This is a genomic window from Thermoanaerobaculum aquaticum (assembly GCF_000687145.1).
In the GTDB taxonomy this organism is placed as follows: domain Bacteria; phylum Acidobacteriota; class Thermoanaerobaculia; order Thermoanaerobaculales; family Thermoanaerobaculaceae; genus Thermoanaerobaculum; species Thermoanaerobaculum aquaticum.
Map to the genome: position 1 here is coordinate 1 of NZ_JMFG01000038.1, position 17,934 is coordinate 17,934.

Sequence of the window (17,934 nt, forward strand, 5' to 3'; positions counted from 1 at the left end):
TTGGCTCCCGCCACCAGAAGCGAAGGCACGAACACCGCCACCCGCGCCCGGCGGTTCAAGGCCACCACCGGAAAAAGCCCAAAGAAAAGCACCAACAGAGGCGGGAGGAACAGCCGCCCAAAGTCCCGAACCAAAAGCAGCCACTGGGCGATGGCTTCCGGCTCCCCGGAAATGGCCACGGTAGGAAAAAGCGCAGACGTAAGGGCAAAAAACCGGGCGGCGTGGGAGGAGGGTTGGCGCAGGTAAACCACCGTGGCCACCAGCAGCGAAAACATGGCGGCAAAGGCCACCAGCAGGTAACGCACATCCACGTGCACCGGCGGCGCGTAGTAAGCGATCTCCCGGGTGGTATTGCCCCGCATCACCGAAAGCGTGACCACCCGCGAGCGGAACAGGCTTTCCTCCAGCTCTTCGGGGCGGGTTACCGGGCGCCCGTCCACCGCTACGATGAGGTCCCCGCGCCCCAGGCCGGCCCGAAAAGCTCCGCTCTTGGCTTGCACTTGCGTCACCAGCAGGCCGCGGTCCACGGGCATCACTCGCATGTCCAGCTTGCGGAACTGGCTCACCCGCTGCATGACCCCCAGAAGCCCGGCCACTACCGCCACCAGGCCCACGGCTAAAAGCAGCAGGGAGCGGGCGGGGTGGGCGGAGAGGGCGCCCACGGCCACCTTGGGGACCGGGAAAGCCGTGGAGTCGGAAGCTGGCCTGTTCACGGTTTCGAATTGTATCCAACTTTTTGAACGTCGAAAAGCCCTGAACGGATTCTTGAACGGGGGCTTAGGCGTCAATGGCTTCCAGCATCTTCACCGCTAGCTTCAAAAAGTCGGCCTCGGTAACGATGCCCAGGAGCCTGCCCTCCTCGTCCACCACCGGCAGGCAACCGAACTTGTTTTCCAGAAGCAGCTTGGCCGCCTCCCGCACGGGCATGGTGGGGGGTGCGGTGACCGCATCGTGCATGAGCTCGGTGACCGGGATTTGCGAGAAGAGGCGGTGTTCCTCCTGGCGGGAAACCTCGGCAAACACCGAAAAGGAGGCGGCAAGCAAATCGCGGTGGGTGACCAGGCCCACCAGCTTGTCGCCGCGCACCACCGGAAGATGCCGGATGCGGCCGCGCTCCATGCAGGAGCGGGCGTCCTCCAGGGAGTCCTCCTCGGAAAGCGTGACCACCTCGCGGGTCATGATGTCAGAAAGCGTCAACCGGTACGGCATGGCGAAAGTATACGGCGGGAAGCTCTGGGGCCAAACCCGGGTTTTCAAAGAAGGGGTATACTTCGGTAGCCGGTCGTGGGCCGGTTTCCGGAGGTGGCCATGCTAAAAGTCGAAACCACGCCTGAAATGGTTCGCCAAGTGTACGCCCGCACTCGTGAACGCTTGCACGTGATCCGCAAGCGCTTGGGGCGGCCGCTCACGTTGACGGAAAAGATCATGTTTGGGCACCTGGATGACCCCGAGCACCAGGAGCTGGCGCCGGGACAGGCCTATCTAGCGTTGCGCCCCGACCGGGTAGCCATGCAGGACGCCACCGCGCAAATGGCGCTTTTGCAGTTCATGTCCGCGGGACTGGCCCGGACGGCGGTGCCCACCACCGTGCACTGCGACCACTTAATCCGCGCCCGCTCGGGAGCTGCCGAAGACGTGGCCCGGGCCATTGAGGAAAACCGCGAGGTGTACGAGTTTTTGGAAAGCGTTTCCGCCAAGTACGGCATTGGCTTTTGGAAGCCTGGCTCCGGCATCATCCACCAGGTGGTGTTGGAAAACTACGCCTTCCCCGGCGGCATGATGATCGGCACCGACTCCCACACCCCCAACGCCGGGGGCCTGGGCATGTTTGCTTCGGGGGTGGGTGGTGCCGACGCCGTGGACGTAATGGCCGGCTTCCCCTGGGAGGTCCTGCAGCCCAAGCTCATTGGCGTCAAGCTCACCGGCAAGCTTTCCGGTTGGACCTCCCCCAAGGACGTAATCTTGAAGCTTTTGGACATCCTCACCGTGAAGGGCGGCACCAACGCGGTGGTGGAGTTCTTTGGTCCCGGCTGCGCTTCCATTTCCTGCACCGGCAAGGCCACCATCACCAACATGGGTGCCGAGCACGGGGCCACCACTTCGATTTTCCCCTACGACCACCGCATGGCCGCCTACCTTACCGCTACCCGCCGGGAGGAGCTGGCCAAGCTGGCCGACGCAAACCGCGACTTGCTTACCGCCGACCCCGAGGTGGAAGCGGAGCCGGAGAAGTTCTTCCACCGGGTCATCGAGATCAACCTTTCGGAGCTGGAGCCCCACCTGGTGGGTCCCCATACGCCCGATTTAGCCCGCCCGCTTTCCGCGGTGCCGCAGGCGGTGAAGGAAAACAACTACCCGGCCAAGATCTCCGCTTGCCTGGTGGGCTCCTGCACCAACTCCTCCTACGAGGACATCTGCCGCGCCACCGAAGTGGCCAAGCAAGCGCTGGCCCTGGGCCTCAAAGCCCAGGTGCCCCTGTACATCACCCCCGGCTCCGAGCAGGTGTACGCCACCATGGAGCGGGACGGGCTTTTGCCCACCTTGCAGGAGTTTGGGGCGGTGGTGCTGGCCAACGCCTGCGGTCCCTGCATCGGCCAGTGGCAGCGGGACGACGTGCCCAAGGGCACGCCCAACACCATCGTTAACTCCTTCAACCGCAACTTCCCGGCCCGCAACGACGGCAACCCGGCAACGCTTTCCTTCATTGCGTCTCCCGAGGTGGTGGTGGCTTACGCCATTGCTGGCAGGCTGGACATCAACCCGGTGGGTGACGAAATCCCCGTGAACGGGCGGCGGGTGCGCCTGCAAGCTCCCCCGCCGGCCCCCGAGGTCCCACCCTCCGGCTTTGTGTTTAAGGCCGAAGGGTACGTGCCGCCCCCGGAGGATGGCAGCGCGGTGGAAGTGAAGATCCGCCCGGACTCCGATCGCCTGCAGGCCCTCCAGCCGTTCCCCGCTTGGGATGGCAAGGACTTCGTGGAGCTGCCGGTCATCCTCAAGGCCAAGGGCAAGTGCACCACCGATCACATTTCCCCGGCGGGTCCCTGGCTCAAGTACCGTGGCCATCTGGACAACATTTCCAACAACCTTTTCCTGGGCGCGGTGAACGCCTTTACCGGCGAAGCCGGCAAGGCCAAGCACCCGCTGACCGGCGAGGTCATGGAGGTGTCCAAGATTGCCCGGGATTTGAAGAACCGCGGCCTGCGCTGGGTGGTAGTGGGCGATGAAAACTACGGCGAAGGCTCGTCCCGGGAACACGCCGCCATGGAGCCCCGGCACCTGGGCGGTGCGGCGGTCATTGCCCGCTCCTTTGCCCGCATCCACGAAACCAACCTGAAAAAGCAGGGGATCCTGCCGCTCGCCTTTGTGGATCCGGCGGACTACGACAAGGTGCGGGAAGGGGACCGCTGCTCCATCCTGGGCCTTGCGGAGCTGGCCCCCGGCAAGCCGGTGCGGGTGGTTTTCCACCACGCCGACGGCACCCAGGACGAGGTGCTTTGCCGGCACAGCCTGTCGGAAGAGCAAATTGGCTGGTTTAAAGCCGGCTCGGCGCTCAACGTGCTGACCAAGCGCGGCTAGGAAGCAAAAGGTGTTCTGGCGCTTGGTTTTGGTGGCCCTGGGCGGGGCCTTGGGGGCGGTGGCCCGCTACACCGTGAGCTTTCTCTTTGGCAGGGCTTGGCCGGCCTTTCCCTGGGGGACGCTGGTGGTCAACGTGGTGGGGAGCTTCCTTTTGGGCTTGCTCATGGGCGCTACCGCTTCCGGCCGCTTTCTCCTAGATCCCGCCTGGCGAAGCTTCCTGGGGATTGGCATCCTCGGCGCCTTCACCACCTTTTCCACGCTTTCCTACGAAACCGTGGAGGCCGTGCGCGGTGGCAGCCCTATGCACGCGCTGGGGATGGTCCTGGCCAACCTCGTCTTGGGCTTGCTTTTCTGCTGGATTGGGCTGTTCTTGGGCGAGAGATAGGAGGGGCTATGACGCGCATAAGCGGCGAAGGGGAGCTGGTTCGCATCTTCCTGGGGGAAGGGGACCGCTACCACGGCAAGCCCCTTTACGAGGCCATCGTGCTTTTAGCGCGGGAAATGGGGCTTGCGGGAGCCACGGTGCTGCGCGGCGTGGAGGGTTTTGGTGCCGACTCGGTGGTCCACACCGCCCGCATCCTGCGGCTTTCCGAGGACCTGCCCATGGTCATCGAGGTGGTGGAAATGCCCGAACGCATCGAGCCGTTCGTGGCCAGGGTCGAAGCCATGCTGGACGAGGTGAACTGCGGCGGCCTCATCACCCTGGAACGCGCCCGCATCATCCGCTACCAACCCGAAAAGCGCTAAACGGCAGGCGTAACTCGAAGAATGAACCGTTACCTCGAAAAGGGGCCTATACCTGCCTTTGTTTGTAGGTGCTCCAGGCGAAAAAAAGCTAGTGGACCACAACGCCTTACCCATAAAACCGCGCCGGCTCATAACCCGCAAGGACGGAACTTAGGCCAGCCCTAGGCCGAGGATTCCTGTAACCGCAGGCAACGCTCCCACCTTTAGCCAACTCGGCTTAGTGAGCCGTCTCAGTGGAGGAACACGCCTAAGGCGCACCTCGAAGGGGTGGGGAATTTCTGGTCGGCGTGCTCTGTTCTTCGAAACGAAACAAGACGCACGTTTGAAGATTTTGGGAAGTTCCACCGGGGTACTGGGAAAGGAGGACCGAACATGAGACCCGGAACAAGGAAACTTGGCTTACGAGTTTTGCTCTTGGTGACCACCCTGGTTGGCGGTCTGGGGGTGGGACACGCTCAGAAAGCCACAGGGGAGCCCAACGACGCCGATGCGCTCAAGGGCGTCAAGACGCTGAAGGTGGTTTACGACATCAGCGCCGTCACCGAGCCAAAGATGATGGTCCTGTTCCTGCAGGCCATTGCCGACGCCCGCGACCGTGCGCTGGCGGCAAACGTCAAGCCGGAGCTGGTGCTCACCTTCCGCGGGCCGGCGCTCAAGCTCATTCAGAAAACGACCGGCGAGGCCACCGAAGAGCAAAAGCAAATCGCCAAGCTGCTGGCTGACCTGAAGCAGCATGGCGCGGCAATGGAAGCCTGCGACTTTGCGGTGCAGGCTCTCAAGCTCGAGCGCGAGTCCTTTCTCCCTGAGGTGAAGGTGGTGGCCAACACGTTCAACTCGCTGGGGGGCTACCAGGCCAAGGGCTACGGCATCATCCCCGTGCCGTAAGCCTCCGCGGCGGAGGTACAGGGTACCCACGACCTAGAGGGCCACGAGGTATCCGCGGACGGCCTTCAGGCCATGCTCGCACGAGCAAGGAGGTTAAAGCATGTTTCTAGGACAAAGTGAGACTGTCTTGGCCCTCAGCGTAAGTGCACTGCTCGCGGTCTCTGTGGGAGCTGCGGAGCAGCCCAAGGTCGCTGACAAGAGCCCGCAGGGAGGAACCGATGCGGCTGGGGAAGTGAGGAAGGTGGTAGACACATTTGCTGAATGCTGGAACCGGCATGACATGAACGCCTTTGCCGAGCTCTTTGCGCCGGATGCGGAGTTTGTCAACGTGGTGGGTCTGTGGTGGAAAGGTAAAGATGAAATTAAGAGGACACACGAGCGCACCCACGCCACAATCTTCAAGAACAGCCGAGTGACCATCACAGATGTTTCTGTTCGGTTTCCTGTGTCGGGTATAGCCATTGCTCGGTCTCGCTGGGTTCTGGAGGGGCATGTTTCCCCCGAGGGCGCGCCCCTTCCCCCACGCCGCGGTATCCTTCTCACCGTCCTTACGCACAGGTCGGGGACGTGGTTGATCACCGACGCGCAAAATACGGACGTGATTGAGGGGGTGCTGTCCCGGCCTCAGTAAGGGATGGTGTCAACAGGAAAGGGGCCAATGACACCCGACTCTTGGCTTTGGCAAAATTTGCTTGTCGCCCCTTCGCAGGGCCTGAGATTGCCGCACTCCGCTTTTTCCGCTTTTTCCCTCGCCATGCGTGTCTCCGAGGAAATGTGGCTAGCCTCATGAACAATCTGCGCAACAGTGGCAAAAGGTCTCGCTGACTTCGTGGGGGCCGCGGTACGCAAGGGTCCAAACTGGAGCTCGCCTCCGAGCGCTGCTGCAGGGTGGGGTTTTGGGCACGACCAGCGCGATGGGTGGAGGAAGCCCAATGAGTACGAACCTTCTGGGTTCCAGGTAGCGCCCTCCAGACGCGCCCTTCCCGACGCCGTGGTTTGCACCACCGTCGCTACCCGCTTGGCAAACCATCTCGTCATTCTCTTCCTTCCTGGCAAATCCATAGGTGGGGCTCCCATCCCCTTTTGGGCAGATTTCTGGTGAAGCGATGTGCGTGGTAGCCGCGACCACGATGGCATGTTATGCTTGAGCCAGATAGGAAGCCGACCGTGTCAATGAACTGGTTGAGGGTTTTGGCCTCAAGGAATTTAATACCTCACGAAAACCAGCGTATTACGCCCACAAAAGAACGGCGACCCCGTTTTATGTGGAAACCATATCATCGGAAGTTGGACTAAAGGGAGGTGATTTTATGGAAAACTCCAGAACGTGGAAAAAAGTAGCAACATTCTACAGCCTAACCTTGCTGTTCAGCATCCCCTTTTATTGGGCCGCGCTGAAAGCGGGCTTGTGGGCCGGGGGCTTTCTCTATGTCATCGGCCTCATGTGGTGTCCGGGCGTCGCTGCTCTGGCCACCAAAGCGTTATTTCACGAGAAAATTTCCACCCTCGGCTGGCAATGGGGCTCAAATCGCTATGTAGTTTGGGGCTACCTTTTGCCGATCATCTATGTCCTGCCGGTTTACGTTATTGTGTGGCTGAGCGGGCTGGGTGGTGTCCCTAACACCGAGTTCATTACCGAAAGCAAAAAGACATTTGGGTTGGCGGGAACATCCGACGGGATGTTCCTTGTCATTTACGTCTTGCTTATTGCGACCGTTGGCATCGTGCAGTATTCGGGCGAACTGGGTGAAGAGATAGGATGGCGCGGATTCCTCGTGCCGGAACTGGCAAAGGTGGTCGGCTTTAAGTGGGTTGCCCTCATCAGCGGCTTAATGTGGGCGATCTGGCACTACCCAATTCTTATCTTCGGAAGCTACAACAGCGGAACCCCCGTGTGGTTCGGCGTGACCTGTTTTACCGTCATGGTTGTAGCCATGAGCTTCATCCTCGCCTCACTGCGGCTGCAGTCTGGCAGCTTCTGGCCCGCAGTATTTCTTCACGCGAGCCACAATGCATTTATTCAGCGCATATTCACGCCGCTCACGGTCAACACCGGCATTACCGCGTATGTCATAGACGAGTTCGGGGTGGGCCTCGCACTCAGCACAATTGTGGTAGCAATCTTCGTCTGCCGGCCGATGCCCAAGAAGCTGTTTCAGCCGGCTGAAACGCTTTCGCAGGCCGGCGGCTGAACCGGGACCCTTTAATCTGGTTGACGGTGCTGCCATCGTGGTGAGAGATAGGGGTCCTATTTGCGGCGTATTTTTCGCATCGGGACCGTTATCATCTGCTAGGAAGCACGGCGGTTATGTTTCACGGCGGGATGGGTAGCAGTTGGCGTGTTGAGCAAAGCATGTGCCCCATCGGTCCGATTCTCGGCAGCGCTGGGCCGGAAGAGGAAGGCAATCAGACCGGGACGATGAGAAGGCGAGAGTAGTGGGGCTACGTGTACGTTGATGCGGGGGTGCTGAGAACGAAGATCGAAGTTGGCCTTTGGTGAGCCTGGCGCTCGACGGCAACACCAAGAGGAGGCAGGTATGCCAACAGTGCAGCTCACTCCAGGGACATACGGCCGGGATGCGGCGGACCGCCGGGTCGAGGCCCGTGAGCCAACATTGGAGGGCGCCCGTGCCGCGCTGGAGTGCTTTTACTTCGCCTTCAACAACCGTTCTCTGGAGGCGCTCGCGGCGGTATGGGCCCAAAACCCGCTCATTTCACTGAACAACCCGTTGGGTGGCATCACGCGGGGGATTGACGACATCTGCGCTTTGTATCAGCGCATCTTTGACGGTCCCGCCCGGGTCTGGGTGGAGTTTTACGACGTGGTGGAGTACGCAGGCCAGGATATGGTGGTGTTTGCCGGTCGCGAGCGGGGCGAGCTTACTCAGGACGGCGTTACAGTGCCCCTGGCCATCCGAACGACCCGTGTTTTTCAGTATTTTGGCGGCGAGCTAGGCTGGCGCCAGGTCCACCATCACGGATCCATTGACGACCCTGACTCGCTGGCGCGGTACCGGCGGGCGGTTTTCGGGGAGTGAGAAGTGCCCGGGGCGTCGTGACTTTTTCACGCCTATAAGTGCGCCAGCACCCGGTGGCGGTCTACGGCAAACGCCTGGGCTTTAGCTTTGGGTGAGGGCCAGAAGCGTTTCTAGTTCAGCCTGCAGACGGTGAAGGCGGGAAAGCTCGGTGGCCACCTGGGCTTCGCCTTGCGCTCGGGCTTTTCGGGCGGCCTCGAGGGTTGCCAGGATTTCCTGTTCCAGCTGCCACCGGCGCTTTTCCATGACCGCTTGCCCACGCCGCACGGTTTCGTCCACAAGCTCGGTGTAGCGAGCCTGCAGCTCCCCGTACCCCCGCCGCCACCATTCCGAGGCCAGCTGCCGCCCCCGGGCCACCGCCACCGGGGCGCGGAGCCGTGCGGGCAGGAGCTTGAAGGCCAGGCTCCGCAGCCACCCCCAGTCCAGGGCCAGGGCCGGGATCACCGGATCGCAGGCGGGAAGCGCCGCCGGAGGCGGCAAGGGCGGTGGCGAAAATCCTGCAATGTCCACATCGAAGAGCTTTTTGGCCAGCAGGCCGATGGGTTGCAACAGGCGGCCAAAGGCTTGCGAAAGCTCTTGGCTATAGGCGGCATAGGCGGCTTGCAGCTCTCGCCAATACGCAGCGGAGACTGCCTCCAAAGCCCCCTGGACCAGCCCGGGGAGGCTTTCCCGCAGGAAGCGGTCCAGGGCTTGACGGTTTGTGCTTGCACCCAGCGCAAACCTGAGGCAAGGCCTTCGGACCGACTGGAGCATTCGGCGCTCCTCGTTTTGCCGCACCTCTTCGAGCTTTGCAAGGTCCAAACGAAACGCCTGTCGCGCCCGCACCATGGCGGCCAGGGCGAGATCATCAGCGTGCCTGACCTCTTCCCGGAAGGTGGCCATGCTGGCTTCCAGCTGGGCCAGCGGCGCGGTGAGCGCGTGCTCCTGCAGGCGGCAGTGGCTCAAAGCCTGTTCCGCCAGGACCTTGAGGGTGCGACGGGCGGAAGCGATCGCCATGACCTGGCGCTTTTCCCGGGCGAGCTGAAGCAGCTGGTTTCGGAGCTGGTCAATGCCCGGATCAAAGCCCTCCTCCAGCGCCCTTTTCGCGGAAACCGGCCAGGGACCCTGAAAGGGGACGGGGAGCTTTTCCCGGAGCACCCGGGCGGTGCAGTCCAGGACCTTGCCCTGGGAATCCCCCCACAGGTCAGCTTTGTTCACCACCACCCACAGGGCCGAGGCCACTTGGGAAGCTTCCACCGCGAGCTCCAGCTCCTCTCCCGTGAGGGGTGGGTCGGCACCCAGCACCAAAAGCGCCACGTCCACCCGCGGCAGGAACTCCCTGGCCCGGTGGGCGCTGTGCTGGAAGATGCTGCCCAAACCCGGGGTGTCCACCAGGTCCAACCCGCTTTCGGTGAGGGAGCAGCGGCAAGGCACAGTGACCTTGAGGATGCCCTTTTGATTGTGGGGGTTTTGCTCTTCGGTGATGAGCTCGGCCAGCGCAGCCATAGGCGCCGGTTGCACGTTACCCGCCGCATCGGTGACGAGCAGGGAGGCATCGTCAAGCGCTGAAACCACGGTCACCACCCCGGTGGTGGGGAGCACGTCGGTGGGCAGCAGCGCCTGGCCAATGAGGGCGTTGAGGACGCTTGATTTCCCCCGCTTGAACTGGCCCAAAACCGCCACGTTGAAGCGCGTTTGGGAAGCCTGCGCTGCTGCCTGCTGAGCCTCGGCGGCCAGACGCGGCAACCCCGCGTGTTGGGAAAGCGTGGCGAGCCGTTCCAGACCTTCGACCAGCTGCTGCACACCGGCCTCCTTGTGGGGTAGGGGTAATCAGCCCAAGGGTGGGCGGTTAACGGCGGACTCCATCGCCAGCGAGAGTATAAACTCAACCGCCGGAGGGTGGTTTGCACAGCCAAAGCCAACCCGACTGGGAGGCTCTCCTGCGGCGCCTGACCCAGCTGCCGGCCAACCACCGGCGGGTGGTGGTGGCGCTTTTGGAGGTGTTTGCCCGGGAGTTGCGGGAGCTTGCCCGGGTTGGGGTGGTGGCTGCAAACGAGGAGGAAATTGCGGGTCTCGAAAAGCTCGCGGCCCACCTGCGGGGTGGCAAGCCCAACCGAAACTGGCAAGCGGTGCTCACTTTGCTGGAGATCCAGTTGGAGGAGTTGCAGCCCCGGAAGCTGTCGGCCTACGGGCCGCTCACCGCCGAGCAGGAAAACGCAATTCGCCATTTGGTTGCAAAGCTTCAAAGCCTTCTCGCTACGGCTGGCTAGCTCTGACTGATTAACGAAACGGGCAACCAGCAGCCGAGCTCGGCTTTTTTGCAAGCGTCTTCGCCCCTGGGAGCCGCTGCTGGCCTAAAGGTGGGATATGGTATCGTCTTCCGGCTTTTTCGAATCCTTGAGCTGCCGCTCTAGCAGCTCGCGCACGACGTCTTTGCCGCCCAGCCCCAGGGCCAACCCCAGGCCCAGCATCACCGAACCAAAGGTAATGATAAAGGCCGCCAGCACGATGTTTCCGGCAATTTGCAGTTGCTCCAGGGCCATGGCAAAGGCCAGGATGGTGATGAGCAGCTTCACCACCAAAGCGGCAGCCCGAGGAAAGGGCACAGCCGCGTTGACGGCAGCTAAAAGCACCGCGCGGGAGAGGAAGTTGGCCAACAAGAACCCGGCCAAGACAAGTAGAATCGCGGAAATCAGGCGGGGGATGTAGAGGAAAAACGAGCTCACCAAATCCCGCACCACTTGGATTTCCAGCGCCGCAAGCCCGGCCATGGCAGAGGTCAGGAACAAAAGCCAAAAGACCGTGGCGGCGGCCAAAGCGGAAGGGGGTTTTTGCACGTCAGCTCTGGCCAAAACGTCGGTAAGCCCCCAGCTTTGGCAGGCTCGGTCAAAGCGGGCAAGGACAAGCAGGCGGCGGACCACAACGCGCAGGGCTGCCGCCACCACCAGGCCCAAGGCCAGCACCAGCAGCGCCGCCAAAAGGCCAGGAAGAAACCGCAGCACGGTTTCCACAAAGGCATCGAGGGCGGCGGCGAGCCGCTCGGTAAAGGGAGCATTCATGGTCTACCTCCCGGGGTTTTGCCCCACCGTTCTTCAAGGTACGGCTTTTGCCTTTCAAACTCCAGGCAAACGTCCTCCACCAAGATTTCCACCTCCTCGGCTTCCGCTTGGGAGGCTTCCAAAACGAACGAGGCCGTGCGCCCGAGGTACAGGGGGGTGAGCGAGCGCAACAGGTGCTCCCGGTGGATCACCCGGGTGTGGTACGCCACCGCCAGGTCGTAAACCACCCGCGCCCAAAGGGAAGCGGGAAAGCGAAAGGTGTTGGGGTCCTGGGGCTGAAGCAAGGTGAGCTCCCGGAAGGTTTCCGGGTGCAGCACCTGGTGCCAAACTTCGCCAAGCTCCCGGACACCGGCAGCAAAGATGCCCACCATGCGCTCCACGTTGACCTGAACCGGTTCCACCGCCACGGTGTAGGGAAATCCAAAGGTAGGCACGGGGGCGCTGCCCCGGCGGCCAAACCAGCTGCTCTGGTAGGTTTCCATGAGGTCAAACAGCGCTCCGGTGACCTGCATCAGCATGGCGGTGAGGTCCACGCTGGGGTCTTTGGCGTTGTGGATTTTGGCCCCCAGGAACGACTGGCACACGCGAAAGCCCTGGGCAATTGCGGTGGTGGTCATCCAAATGTCAATGCCAAAGCGGGCCACGTGGCTTTCCCAAACTTCTTGGGTTAGCCAAAAGCGGGCCAAAGGTTGGGAAAAGCCAAAATCGCCGCCAATGGGCTGGCGAACCTGCTGGCCGTAAAGGGCGCGGGTGGTGGGGTAGACGATGGAGTTGGTGATGGTGCCGTCGTACTTGTGGCGCCGGTACAGGGGGGCGACGAAGTCAAAACCCTCCCGCAACACCGGGGAGACCAAAAGGTCCACCCACTCAGGGGTAATGCTGCGCAGGTCGGCGTCCACCACCGCGCAGGCTTTGGCCTCCAGCATCACCGCCGCACCAAAAACCGTGCGCAAAGCACTGCCCTTGCCGGGAAGCCCATGGTACGGGGTGGTGAGGCGGTGCACCGGCCGCACCGGGTGGCGGGCGAGGATCAGGCGCTGTTCCCCTATTTCGGCAGCCCTCACCGCTTCCGGGGTGCCGTCGGTGGAGCCCCCGTCGGAGTTGAGAACCAGCGTCCGGGCCCGGGGGAAGTAGCGGGCAAAGCCCGCTTGCACCGCCCGCACCACGTGACCAATGGTGCCGGCGTTGTTGAAGCTGGGGATGCCCACCAGCACCTCCACTTCCCCAACCTTCGAAAGCTCCTCCCGCAGCGCTTCCGGCAGAAAGGAAACGTCGGGCTTCCGGGTTTTCCTGCGCCGGGTCACGGGAGCAGCTCCGAAAAGACCCGCTTTAAGGCCTCCACCCACCCCCGGCCGTGGGGTTCGCTGGGAATGAGCGCCGAGGGGAACCTCTGGCAAAGCCCCGGGTGGGGACCCTGGCTTGCCGGCACGATAACCTGGACGGTGGCGGCCGCAAGCAACTCCTCGTCGTTGGGGGAATCGCCGCAGGCCACCACGGGGCCGCAGGGGTGTCCCATAAGCTTGAGGAGCTGCGGCACCACCTCGGCCTTCCCGTGGAACCCTTGCAGGTGCAGGAAACGGTTGCCGCGGAGGAGCCTCACCGGGGGGTCCTGGGGCAAGGCGGCCTGCAGCAGCACATCCCAGCGGGGTTCCACCACCAGGGGCAAGCTGGCCAGCCGCTTCCGGGTGGCGGGGATTTGCTCCGCTGGCAAGCCGGTAATGGCGGCTAACTCGTGGTCTTCAAGGTCAGAGACGGAGCGAACGAAAAGCCCGGTTTTTTCGCGGAGAAGCGTCAGGATTTCCTCAAGCCTTGTCACTGGAACCGCTTTGGGCTGCAGCTCCAGTTGGCCGTTGGCCAAGCGCACCCCCGCGCCATTTTCAAAACCGGCCGGAAAGGCGAGGCCCCAGCGGTCCAAGAGGTAGGCAAGCTCCGCGGGGGTTTTGCTAGTCACGGGGCACACCGTGACCCCAGCTTCTTTAAGGGTGAGGAGAAAATCCAGCACCTCCGGAAGGATCTGGCCGTCCGGCTCCAGCAGGGTGCCATCCAGGTCGGTGAGCACCACCGGGGTTGGGTTTTGGCCAAGCGTCATGAAGGAAGCTCCTGCTTCTAAGCCCTGCTGGAACCTTTGGGCTCCAAGATCCCGCCGAGCTTTTGCACCGACTGCACCAACCGGCTGCCCAGGTTGGGCAGCGCCGAAAGGACCCGTTCCCAGTTGGGTAACGGTGGAGTGCCCAAAGGATCGGCCACGAACTGCTCGCAACCTTCGGCCAAAGCCCGGGAAAAGGTTTCCACCGCTTCCTCTTCGGCGTGGCGATCAAAGGCCAGCCCGTTGAAGGTGGCCACCGCAAAAGAATCGGCCACCGCATCTTCGGCGTAACGCTGGTAGGCTACCCGCATGCTCTTGAAAGCACCCTCGTTAAGCACCACGCCGGCGGCGGAAAAGGTGCGCAGCAGGTGCTTGACGATGTCCACGGCCATGCGATGGAGGCCAGCACTGGCATCGTTGGGGGAAAGCTCCTGGTGCTTGTGATCGAAGCGGTCGGCCACGTCCACCTGGCAGATACGGCGGGGGGAGCGGTGCCGGAGGATTTCGAACAGCAGGCCAATTTCCAGCCCCCAATCCCCCGGAATGCGGACCCCGCGGGCCAAGTCAGTGGTAAAGCACAGCTCGCCGGAAAGGGGGTAGCGAAAGGCGGCCAGGTACGACAGGTAGGGGTGGCGGCCCACCACGTCCCCCAGGGCCTGGAGGAGGGGCCGAACCAGAAGCCGCGTGACCCGCCCGTGGAGCTGGTTGCTAAAACGGGCGTAGTAGGCCTTGGCAAAGTCAAAGGGCAGGAGCGGGTGCAGCACCGGGGTCACCAGGTTTGCCAACAGCGAACGGGAGTAGTCCAGCACATCCGCGTCGTGGAAGGCCACCGCTCGCGCCCGGCCCTCGGCGATGAGGTAGCCCAAGGCCATCCATACCGCGCGACCTTTACCCCTGGGGGCTAAACGTCCTATCCCGGCTTCGATTTCCCCCACCAGCTCTTGGATTTCTTCGGCGTCGTTCCAGAGCACCACGGTGCGGCAGGTAAGGTGGCCGAAGTAGTCCAACGCTCGGGCGAAGCCTTCGGCGTCGGCGCGATCCAAGGAGATGAGCAAGGTGTCAACGTACGGGGCGTGGTTCAGCTCTGCGAGGATTCCCGCCAAAGCCGGCTGTTCCAGCTCGGAGATGAGGCAGGGGATGACCAGCACCAGCGGAGTGGTTTGGGCAAAAACTGCCAGCTCTTGCTCCCGGGCTGCTAGGTCCCGGGAAACCAAGCGGGGAAGCGTGGTGATGGGTCCCCGTTGATGAAAATCGCTCATCGGGCGAGCCTCCAGGGTTCTGGCTAAACGGCAGTATAGACTACCGGCTGGGAGAGCTGCGGGTCGTGACCGTGCACGCTTTTTTGGCGCTGCTAGGGGGCCTGTTGGTGCTTGCCTTTGTGGCCGAGGGGGCCTTTAACCGCTTGCGCATCCCCCCGGTGCTGGTGCTCATGGCCTGCGGTTTTCTTTTGGGACCGGTGTTCAAGCTTTTGCCGGTGGCGGCTTTCTTAGAAGTAGCCCCACACTTTGGGGCGCTGGCTTTTCTTTTAATCCTTTTCGAAGGGGGGCTGGATTTGCACCTCCCGGAGGTCATCCATCGCTTTTCTTCGGGTGCCAGGCTCGCCAGCTTCGGCTTTGTGATGTCAGCTTTTTTCGCCGCCGGCGTGGGTTTAGCGTTTGGTTGGCCGCTTGCTTCAGCGGTGCTCTTTGGCTTGGTGGTGGCGCCCATTTCCGGGGCTGTGGTGCTGCCCCTGGCGCCAAGGCTTGGTCTTCCCCAGGGATTGGCCACTGTGGTGGTTTTGGAGGGGGCTTTGGCCGATGTGTTTGGGGTTCTCGGGGTGTCGGTGGCGTTGCAGTTCTTCACCGGCGGAGGCTTGGCCGGGCTTTTGGCCTTGGGCTCTCTGGCAGCGGCTGCCTTTAGCGTGTTGCTGGCGTTGGGGGTGGGGCTGGTTTGGCCTCACGCTTTGCGGGCTTTGCGGGAGCACAGCTACCTGGACGTCCTTACCTTTGGGGTGGCTCTGGCACTCTGGGGGGTGGTGGAAACCCTGGGCGCATCGGGAGCCCTGGCGGTGCTGGCCTTTGGGCTGACCCTGGCCAACGAACGGGAAATCCTGGGGCTTTTGAAGCTGCCGGGGGAAGGTGCTTTGGAGCTGGAAGCCGACGTCACCAGCTCGCTTCACCGGTTCATCGGACAGCTTACCTTTCTGGTGCGAACGTTCTTCTTCGTCTTCTTGGGCGTGGTGGTGCAACTGCACAAGGCCAATTGGGCGTGGTTTGCGGCGGCGCTTGTCACAATGGCCCTCTTCGTTTTGGGTCGGGGAGGGATCCTGGGCCGCTTTGCGCGGACCGGTGCTCTCCCCATGGAAAAGGCGGACTTCCGCACGGTTTGGATGTTGCAGCCGCGGGGGTTGGTCAACGCAGTATTGGCTATGCAGGCCACCCACAAGCTTGGGGGGCTCGACCTTCTCCCCGTGGTTTCCATCATCATCGTGGTCTCCAACCTCCTGGTGGTGTTAGGGCTGCGGGGCCGCCCACTGGCTAACAGCGCCTAGGTTGGCTGGACAGGGAAGCTGTTTTCTCTACCGCACCTGCCGGGTTGCCGCGGGTGCCAGGGAGCGGTACTGCTCCAAACCCGCCAGAAAAACCTCTGCGGCCCGTTCCAGCTTGGGAACTTCCAACACGTACGCGATGCGCACCTCATCTCTGCCGGCACCGGGTGTGGCGTAAAAACCGGAAGCAGGGGCCACCATGACGGTTTCGCCTTGGTAGGAAAAGTCCCGCAGAAACCACGCGGCCAGCTCATCGGCGTCGTCAATGCCTTGCATTTTCACGATCATGTAAAAGGCACCTCGGGGTTTGCGCAGGACGATGCCTGGGGCCGCGGTAAGCTTGTCGTACAGCACATCGCGCCGGCGCTGGTACTCCTCCCGCACCGCGGCAAAGTACTCCTCCCCCAGCTGGTAGGCGGCAACGGCACCCAGCTGCTCCAAAGTGGGGGGGCAAAGCCGCGCCTGGCCCAGCTTCAAGCACGCGGCCATCACCTGGGGGTTTCTGGTGATAAGCGCCCCCACCCGCGCGCCGCACGCCGAAAAGCGCTTGGACACCGAGTCCACCACGATGACCCGCGATTCCATGCCAGGAAGCTCTAAGGCGGAGGTGTGCACCCGGCCGTCGTAGGTGAACTCCTTATAGACCTCGTCGGCAATGAGGAAGAGGTCGTGCTTCTGGCACAGGGCCGCCACCCGCTCCAGCTCCTCGCGGGTGAGCACGGTGCCGGTGGGGTTGTTGGGGGAGCACAGCAGGAAAGCGCGGGTGCGGGGGGATATGGCCCCTTCCAGCACCTCATCCGGGGGCAGGTGGAAGCCGTCTTCGGCGTGGGTGCGCACCGGCACCAAGCGCAGGTTGGCCATTTGCGCGTAGCCGTTGTAGTTGGTGTAAAAGGGCTCGGGAACGATGATTTCGTCGCCCTCGTCGGCCACCACGTTGAAGGCAAAGAGGATGGCCTCGGAACCTCCGGTGGTGATCAGCACCTCATTGGGGCGCAGGTGGACGCGGTAGCGGGAAAAGTACTCGCACACCGCGTCTTTAAGCGCCGGCAGTCCATCGGAAGGCCCGTAGGCCAGCACCGGTTCCGAAAAGTGAGCTACGGCATGGAGGAACTCGGGAGGTGTGGGGAGATCGGGTTGGCCGATGTTGAGGTGGTACACGTGAATGCCTCGCCTCTTGGCCTCAACGCTTAACGGTGCCAGCTTGCGGATGGGGGACTCCTGCATGGCCCGGGCGCGACGAGAAACTTGCATGGCGCCTCCTTTTCGGCCCGGAGCACCGGGCGGTGGCAGGGTAGCGCGACGTACTGCTTTTTGGCAAGCTTATGGGCAGGGAGACACCTCCATGGGCACCCAGCTCATCTTGATCCGCCACGGGGAAGCAGCGGGAGCAAACTTCCCGGGAAGCGATGCCGATCGCCCTTTGACCGAAGTGGGCGAGCGCCAGGCCCAGGCGGTGGCGGCAAACCTTTCCCGCCTGAACCTCAAGCTTTCCCGCCTCTTTGCTAGCCCCCTCCGCCGCGCCCAGCAAACCGCCGAAGCGCTCAAGGAGGCAGGACTGGTGGAGAGCGTGGAGGTTTGCGAGGTGCTGTTGCCGGAAAAGGGCGTGGGGGCTTTGGTGGCTTTTTTAGCGACCCTTGGCGAGGGCGTCTTTGCTTTCGTAGGCCACGAGCCCTTGCTTTCGGAAACCGTGGAAACCCTATGTTTTGGGGCTCCCCACGGCACTCTCGCCTTCGGCAAGGGCTCTTTTTGCGTTCTCGAAAAAGACGACGGCAACTGGCGGCTGGTGGCGTTGCTTCCCTCCCGGTGGCTCTTTTAGGCAGTCCCCTGGTTGAGGGAGAAAGATAAACAGCGGCGAGGCGCTTTGCCGAACGGCTACCGTCACAAGCCACAGGATTTACAACGCGCAGGCCACATTGCCAGCTCATTTGCTGCTCGCCGGGGCGGCTCGCCGGGCTTGGGAATAAAGAAACGGCGGCGGCTGGTTAATATCATTAGCTATGCTAATGAGTGTTTTACTCCAGCCGCGACCGCCTCCGAAAG

General features: G+C 62.5%; 18 protein-coding genes and 1 riboswitch. Of the genes, 10 read left to right on the forward strand and 8 right to left on the reverse strand.

All coding sequences use genetic code 11. The features are described 5' to 3' along the window. Positions 1–713, reverse strand: a 713-nt coding sequence (locus EG19_RS11435) for a PDZ domain-containing protein (protein ID WP_038050466.1), incomplete at its 3' end; no start/stop codon positions are given. A gap of 64 nt (positions 714–777) precedes the next feature. After that, positions 778–1,209 (reverse strand): CBS domain-containing protein, encoded by a 432-nt coding sequence (locus EG19_RS11440; RefSeq protein WP_038050498.1) that lies wholly within the window; start codon positions 1,207–1,209, stop codon positions 778–780. A gap of 99 nt (positions 1,210–1,308) precedes the next feature. Between EG19_RS11440 and EG19_RS11445 the strand changes: the two genes are divergently transcribed. From EG19_RS11445 to EG19_RS11475, 7 genes are all read left to right on the forward strand, one after another. Beyond that, positions 1,309–3,576, forward strand: coding sequence for an aconitate hydratase (locus tag EG19_RS11445; RefSeq protein WP_038050499.1), 2,268 nt, complete (start codon positions 1,309–1,311; stop codon positions 3,574–3,576). A gap of 10 nt (positions 3,577–3,586) precedes the next feature. Beyond that, positions 3,587–3,961: a fluoride efflux transporter CrcB gene (gene crcB / locus EG19_RS11450; RefSeq protein WP_038050467.1), complete on the forward strand. Its 375-nt coding sequence runs from the start codon at positions 3,587–3,589 to the stop codon at positions 3,959–3,961. A gap of 8 nt (positions 3,962–3,969) precedes the next feature. Continuing rightward, positions 3,970–4,323 (forward strand): DUF190 domain-containing protein, encoded by a 354-nt coding sequence (locus tag EG19_RS11455; RefSeq protein WP_038050469.1) that lies wholly within the window; start codon positions 3,970–3,972, stop codon positions 4,321–4,323. Positions 4,324–4,695: 372 nt separating this feature from the next. Beyond that, positions 4,696–5,208: a DsrE family protein gene (locus EG19_RS11460; RefSeq protein ID WP_081800149.1), complete on the forward strand. Its 513-nt coding sequence runs from the start codon at positions 4,696–4,698 to the stop codon at positions 5,206–5,208. 100 nt (positions 5,209–5,308) lie between these two features. Continuing rightward, the gene (locus EG19_RS11465) at positions 5,309–5,839 is read left to right on the forward strand and encodes an SgcJ/EcaC family oxidoreductase (RefSeq protein ID WP_081800150.1); all 531 of its coding nucleotides are present in this window, start codon (positions 5,309–5,311) and stop codon (positions 5,837–5,839) included. Between the two features lie 679 nt (positions 5,840–6,518). Then, complete coding sequence (locus tag EG19_RS11470) at positions 6,519–7,400, forward strand: CPBP family intramembrane glutamic endopeptidase (protein WP_038050470.1); 882 nt, start codon at positions 6,519–6,521, stop codon at positions 7,398–7,400. 345 nt (positions 7,401–7,745) lie between these two features. Further along, entirely contained in the window at positions 7,746–8,246 is a 501-nt protein-coding gene (locus EG19_RS11475) for a YybH family protein (RefSeq protein WP_038050471.1), read from the forward strand. Positions 8,247–8,327: 81 nt separating this feature from the next. Here the strand turns inward: EG19_RS11475 and EG19_RS11480 are convergent, their stop codons facing one another. Further along, positions 8,328–10,025: a dynamin family protein gene (locus EG19_RS11480; protein ID WP_038050472.1), complete on the reverse strand. Its 1,698-nt coding sequence runs from the start codon at positions 10,023–10,025 to the stop codon at positions 8,328–8,330. An 11-nt stretch (positions 10,026–10,036) separates the two neighbouring features. Beyond that, positions 10,037–10,101: riboswitch (Fluoride riboswitch) on the reverse strand. A 25-nt stretch (positions 10,102–10,126) separates the two neighbouring features. Here EG19_RS11480 and EG19_RS11485 point away from each other — a divergent pair. Beyond that, the gene (locus EG19_RS11485) at positions 10,127–10,492 is read left to right on the forward strand and encodes a hypothetical protein (protein WP_038050473.1); all 366 of its coding nucleotides are present in this window, start codon (positions 10,127–10,129) and stop codon (positions 10,490–10,492) included. Between the two features lie 84 nt (positions 10,493–10,576). Here EG19_RS11485 and EG19_RS11490 read toward each other — a convergent pair whose 3' ends face one another. From EG19_RS11490 to EG19_RS11505, 4 genes are read right to left on the reverse strand one after another with little or no spacing between them, the layout of a single operon-like run. Then, on the reverse strand, positions 10,577–11,281 hold the full coding sequence (locus EG19_RS11490; protein WP_053335270.1) for a mechanosensitive ion channel family protein: 705 nt from the start codon (positions 11,279–11,281) through the stop codon (positions 10,577–10,579). Next, a complete protein-coding gene (locus tag EG19_RS11495) occupies positions 11,278–12,585 on the reverse strand; it encodes a glycosyltransferase family protein (protein ID WP_053335271.1) in 1,308 nt (435 codons plus the stop codon). Before EG19_RS11495 ends, EG19_RS11490 begins: the two co-directional genes overlap by 4 nt. Continuing rightward, entirely contained in the window at positions 12,582–13,370 is a 789-nt protein-coding gene (locus EG19_RS11500; protein WP_038050474.1) for an HAD-IIB family hydrolase, read from the reverse strand. The genes EG19_RS11495 and EG19_RS11500 overlap by 4 nt, the downstream gene beginning before the upstream one ends. 17 nt (positions 13,371–13,387) lie before the next feature. Continuing rightward, positions 13,388–14,626, reverse strand: a complete 1,239-nt coding sequence (locus EG19_RS11505; RefSeq protein ID WP_038050475.1) for a glycosyltransferase family protein — start codon at positions 14,624–14,626, stop codon at positions 13,388–13,390. A 65-nt stretch (positions 14,627–14,691) separates the two neighbouring features. On the opposite strand from EG19_RS11505, the gene EG19_RS11510 reads away from it, so the two are divergent. Beyond that, positions 14,692–15,897 (forward strand): cation:proton antiporter domain-containing protein, encoded by a 1,206-nt coding sequence (locus EG19_RS11510; protein WP_038050476.1) that lies wholly within the window; start codon positions 14,692–14,694, stop codon positions 15,895–15,897. 27 nt (positions 15,898–15,924) lie between these two features. On the opposite strand, the gene EG19_RS11515 is transcribed toward EG19_RS11510, so the two are convergent. Beyond that, positions 15,925–17,145 carry a pyridoxal phosphate-dependent aminotransferase gene (locus EG19_RS11515; protein WP_038050478.1) on the reverse strand — a complete coding sequence of 407 codons (1,221 nt, stop codon included), beginning with the start codon at positions 17,143–17,145 and terminating at the stop codon, positions 15,925–15,927. A gap of 91 nt (positions 17,146–17,236) precedes the next feature. On the opposite strand from EG19_RS11515, the gene sixA reads away from it, so the two are divergent. Continuing rightward, a complete protein-coding gene (sixA, locus tag EG19_RS12945) occupies positions 17,237–17,710 on the forward strand; it encodes a phosphohistidine phosphatase SixA (RefSeq protein ID WP_053335272.1) in 474 nt (157 codons plus the stop codon). Positions 17,711–17,934 lie beyond the last annotated feature (224 nt).

What these genes read in the sequence shown, in the direction of transcription:
- EG19_RS11490 (WP_053335270.1), bottom strand. Translation starts at nt 11,281, where the DNA reads ATGAATGCTCCCTTTACCGAGCGGCTCGCCGCCGCCCTCGATGCCTTT.
- EG19_RS11500 (WP_038050474.1), bottom strand. Translation starts at nt 13,370, where the DNA reads ATGACGCTTGGCCAAAACCCAACCCCGGTGGTGCTCACCGACCTGGAT.
- EG19_RS11455 (WP_038050469.1), top strand. Translation starts at nt 3,970, where the DNA reads ATGACGCGCATAAGCGGCGAAGGGGAGCTGGTTCGCATCTTCCTGGGG.
- EG19_RS11445 (WP_038050499.1), top strand. Translation starts at nt 1,309, where the DNA reads ATGCTAAAAGTCGAAACCACGCCTGAAATGGTTCGCCAAGTGTACGCC.
- EG19_RS11460 (WP_081800149.1), top strand. Translation starts at nt 4,696, where the DNA reads ATGAGACCCGGAACAAGGAAACTTGGCTTACGAGTTTTGCTCTTGGTG.
- EG19_RS11475 (WP_038050471.1), top strand. Translation starts at nt 7,746, where the DNA reads ATGCCAACAGTGCAGCTCACTCCAGGGACATACGGCCGGGATGCGGCG.
- EG19_RS11470 (WP_038050470.1), top strand. Translation starts at nt 6,519, where the DNA reads ATGGAAAACTCCAGAACGTGGAAAAAAGTAGCAACATTCTACAGCCTA.
- EG19_RS11515 (WP_038050478.1), bottom strand. Translation starts at nt 17,145, where the DNA reads ATGCAAGTTTCTCGTCGCGCCCGGGCCATGCAGGAGTCCCCCATCCGC.
- EG19_RS11505 (WP_038050475.1), bottom strand. Translation starts at nt 14,626, where the DNA reads ATGAGCGATTTTCATCAACGGGGACCCATCACCACGCTTCCCCGCTTG.
- sixA (WP_053335272.1), top strand. Translation starts at nt 17,237, where the DNA reads ATGGGCACCCAGCTCATCTTGATCCGCCACGGGGAAGCAGCGGGAGCA.
- EG19_RS11440 (WP_038050498.1), bottom strand. Translation starts at nt 1,209, where the DNA reads ATGCCGTACCGGTTGACGCTTTCTGACATCATGACCCGCGAGGTGGTC.
- EG19_RS11465 (WP_081800150.1), top strand. Translation starts at nt 5,309, where the DNA reads ATGTTTCTAGGACAAAGTGAGACTGTCTTGGCCCTCAGCGTAAGTGCA.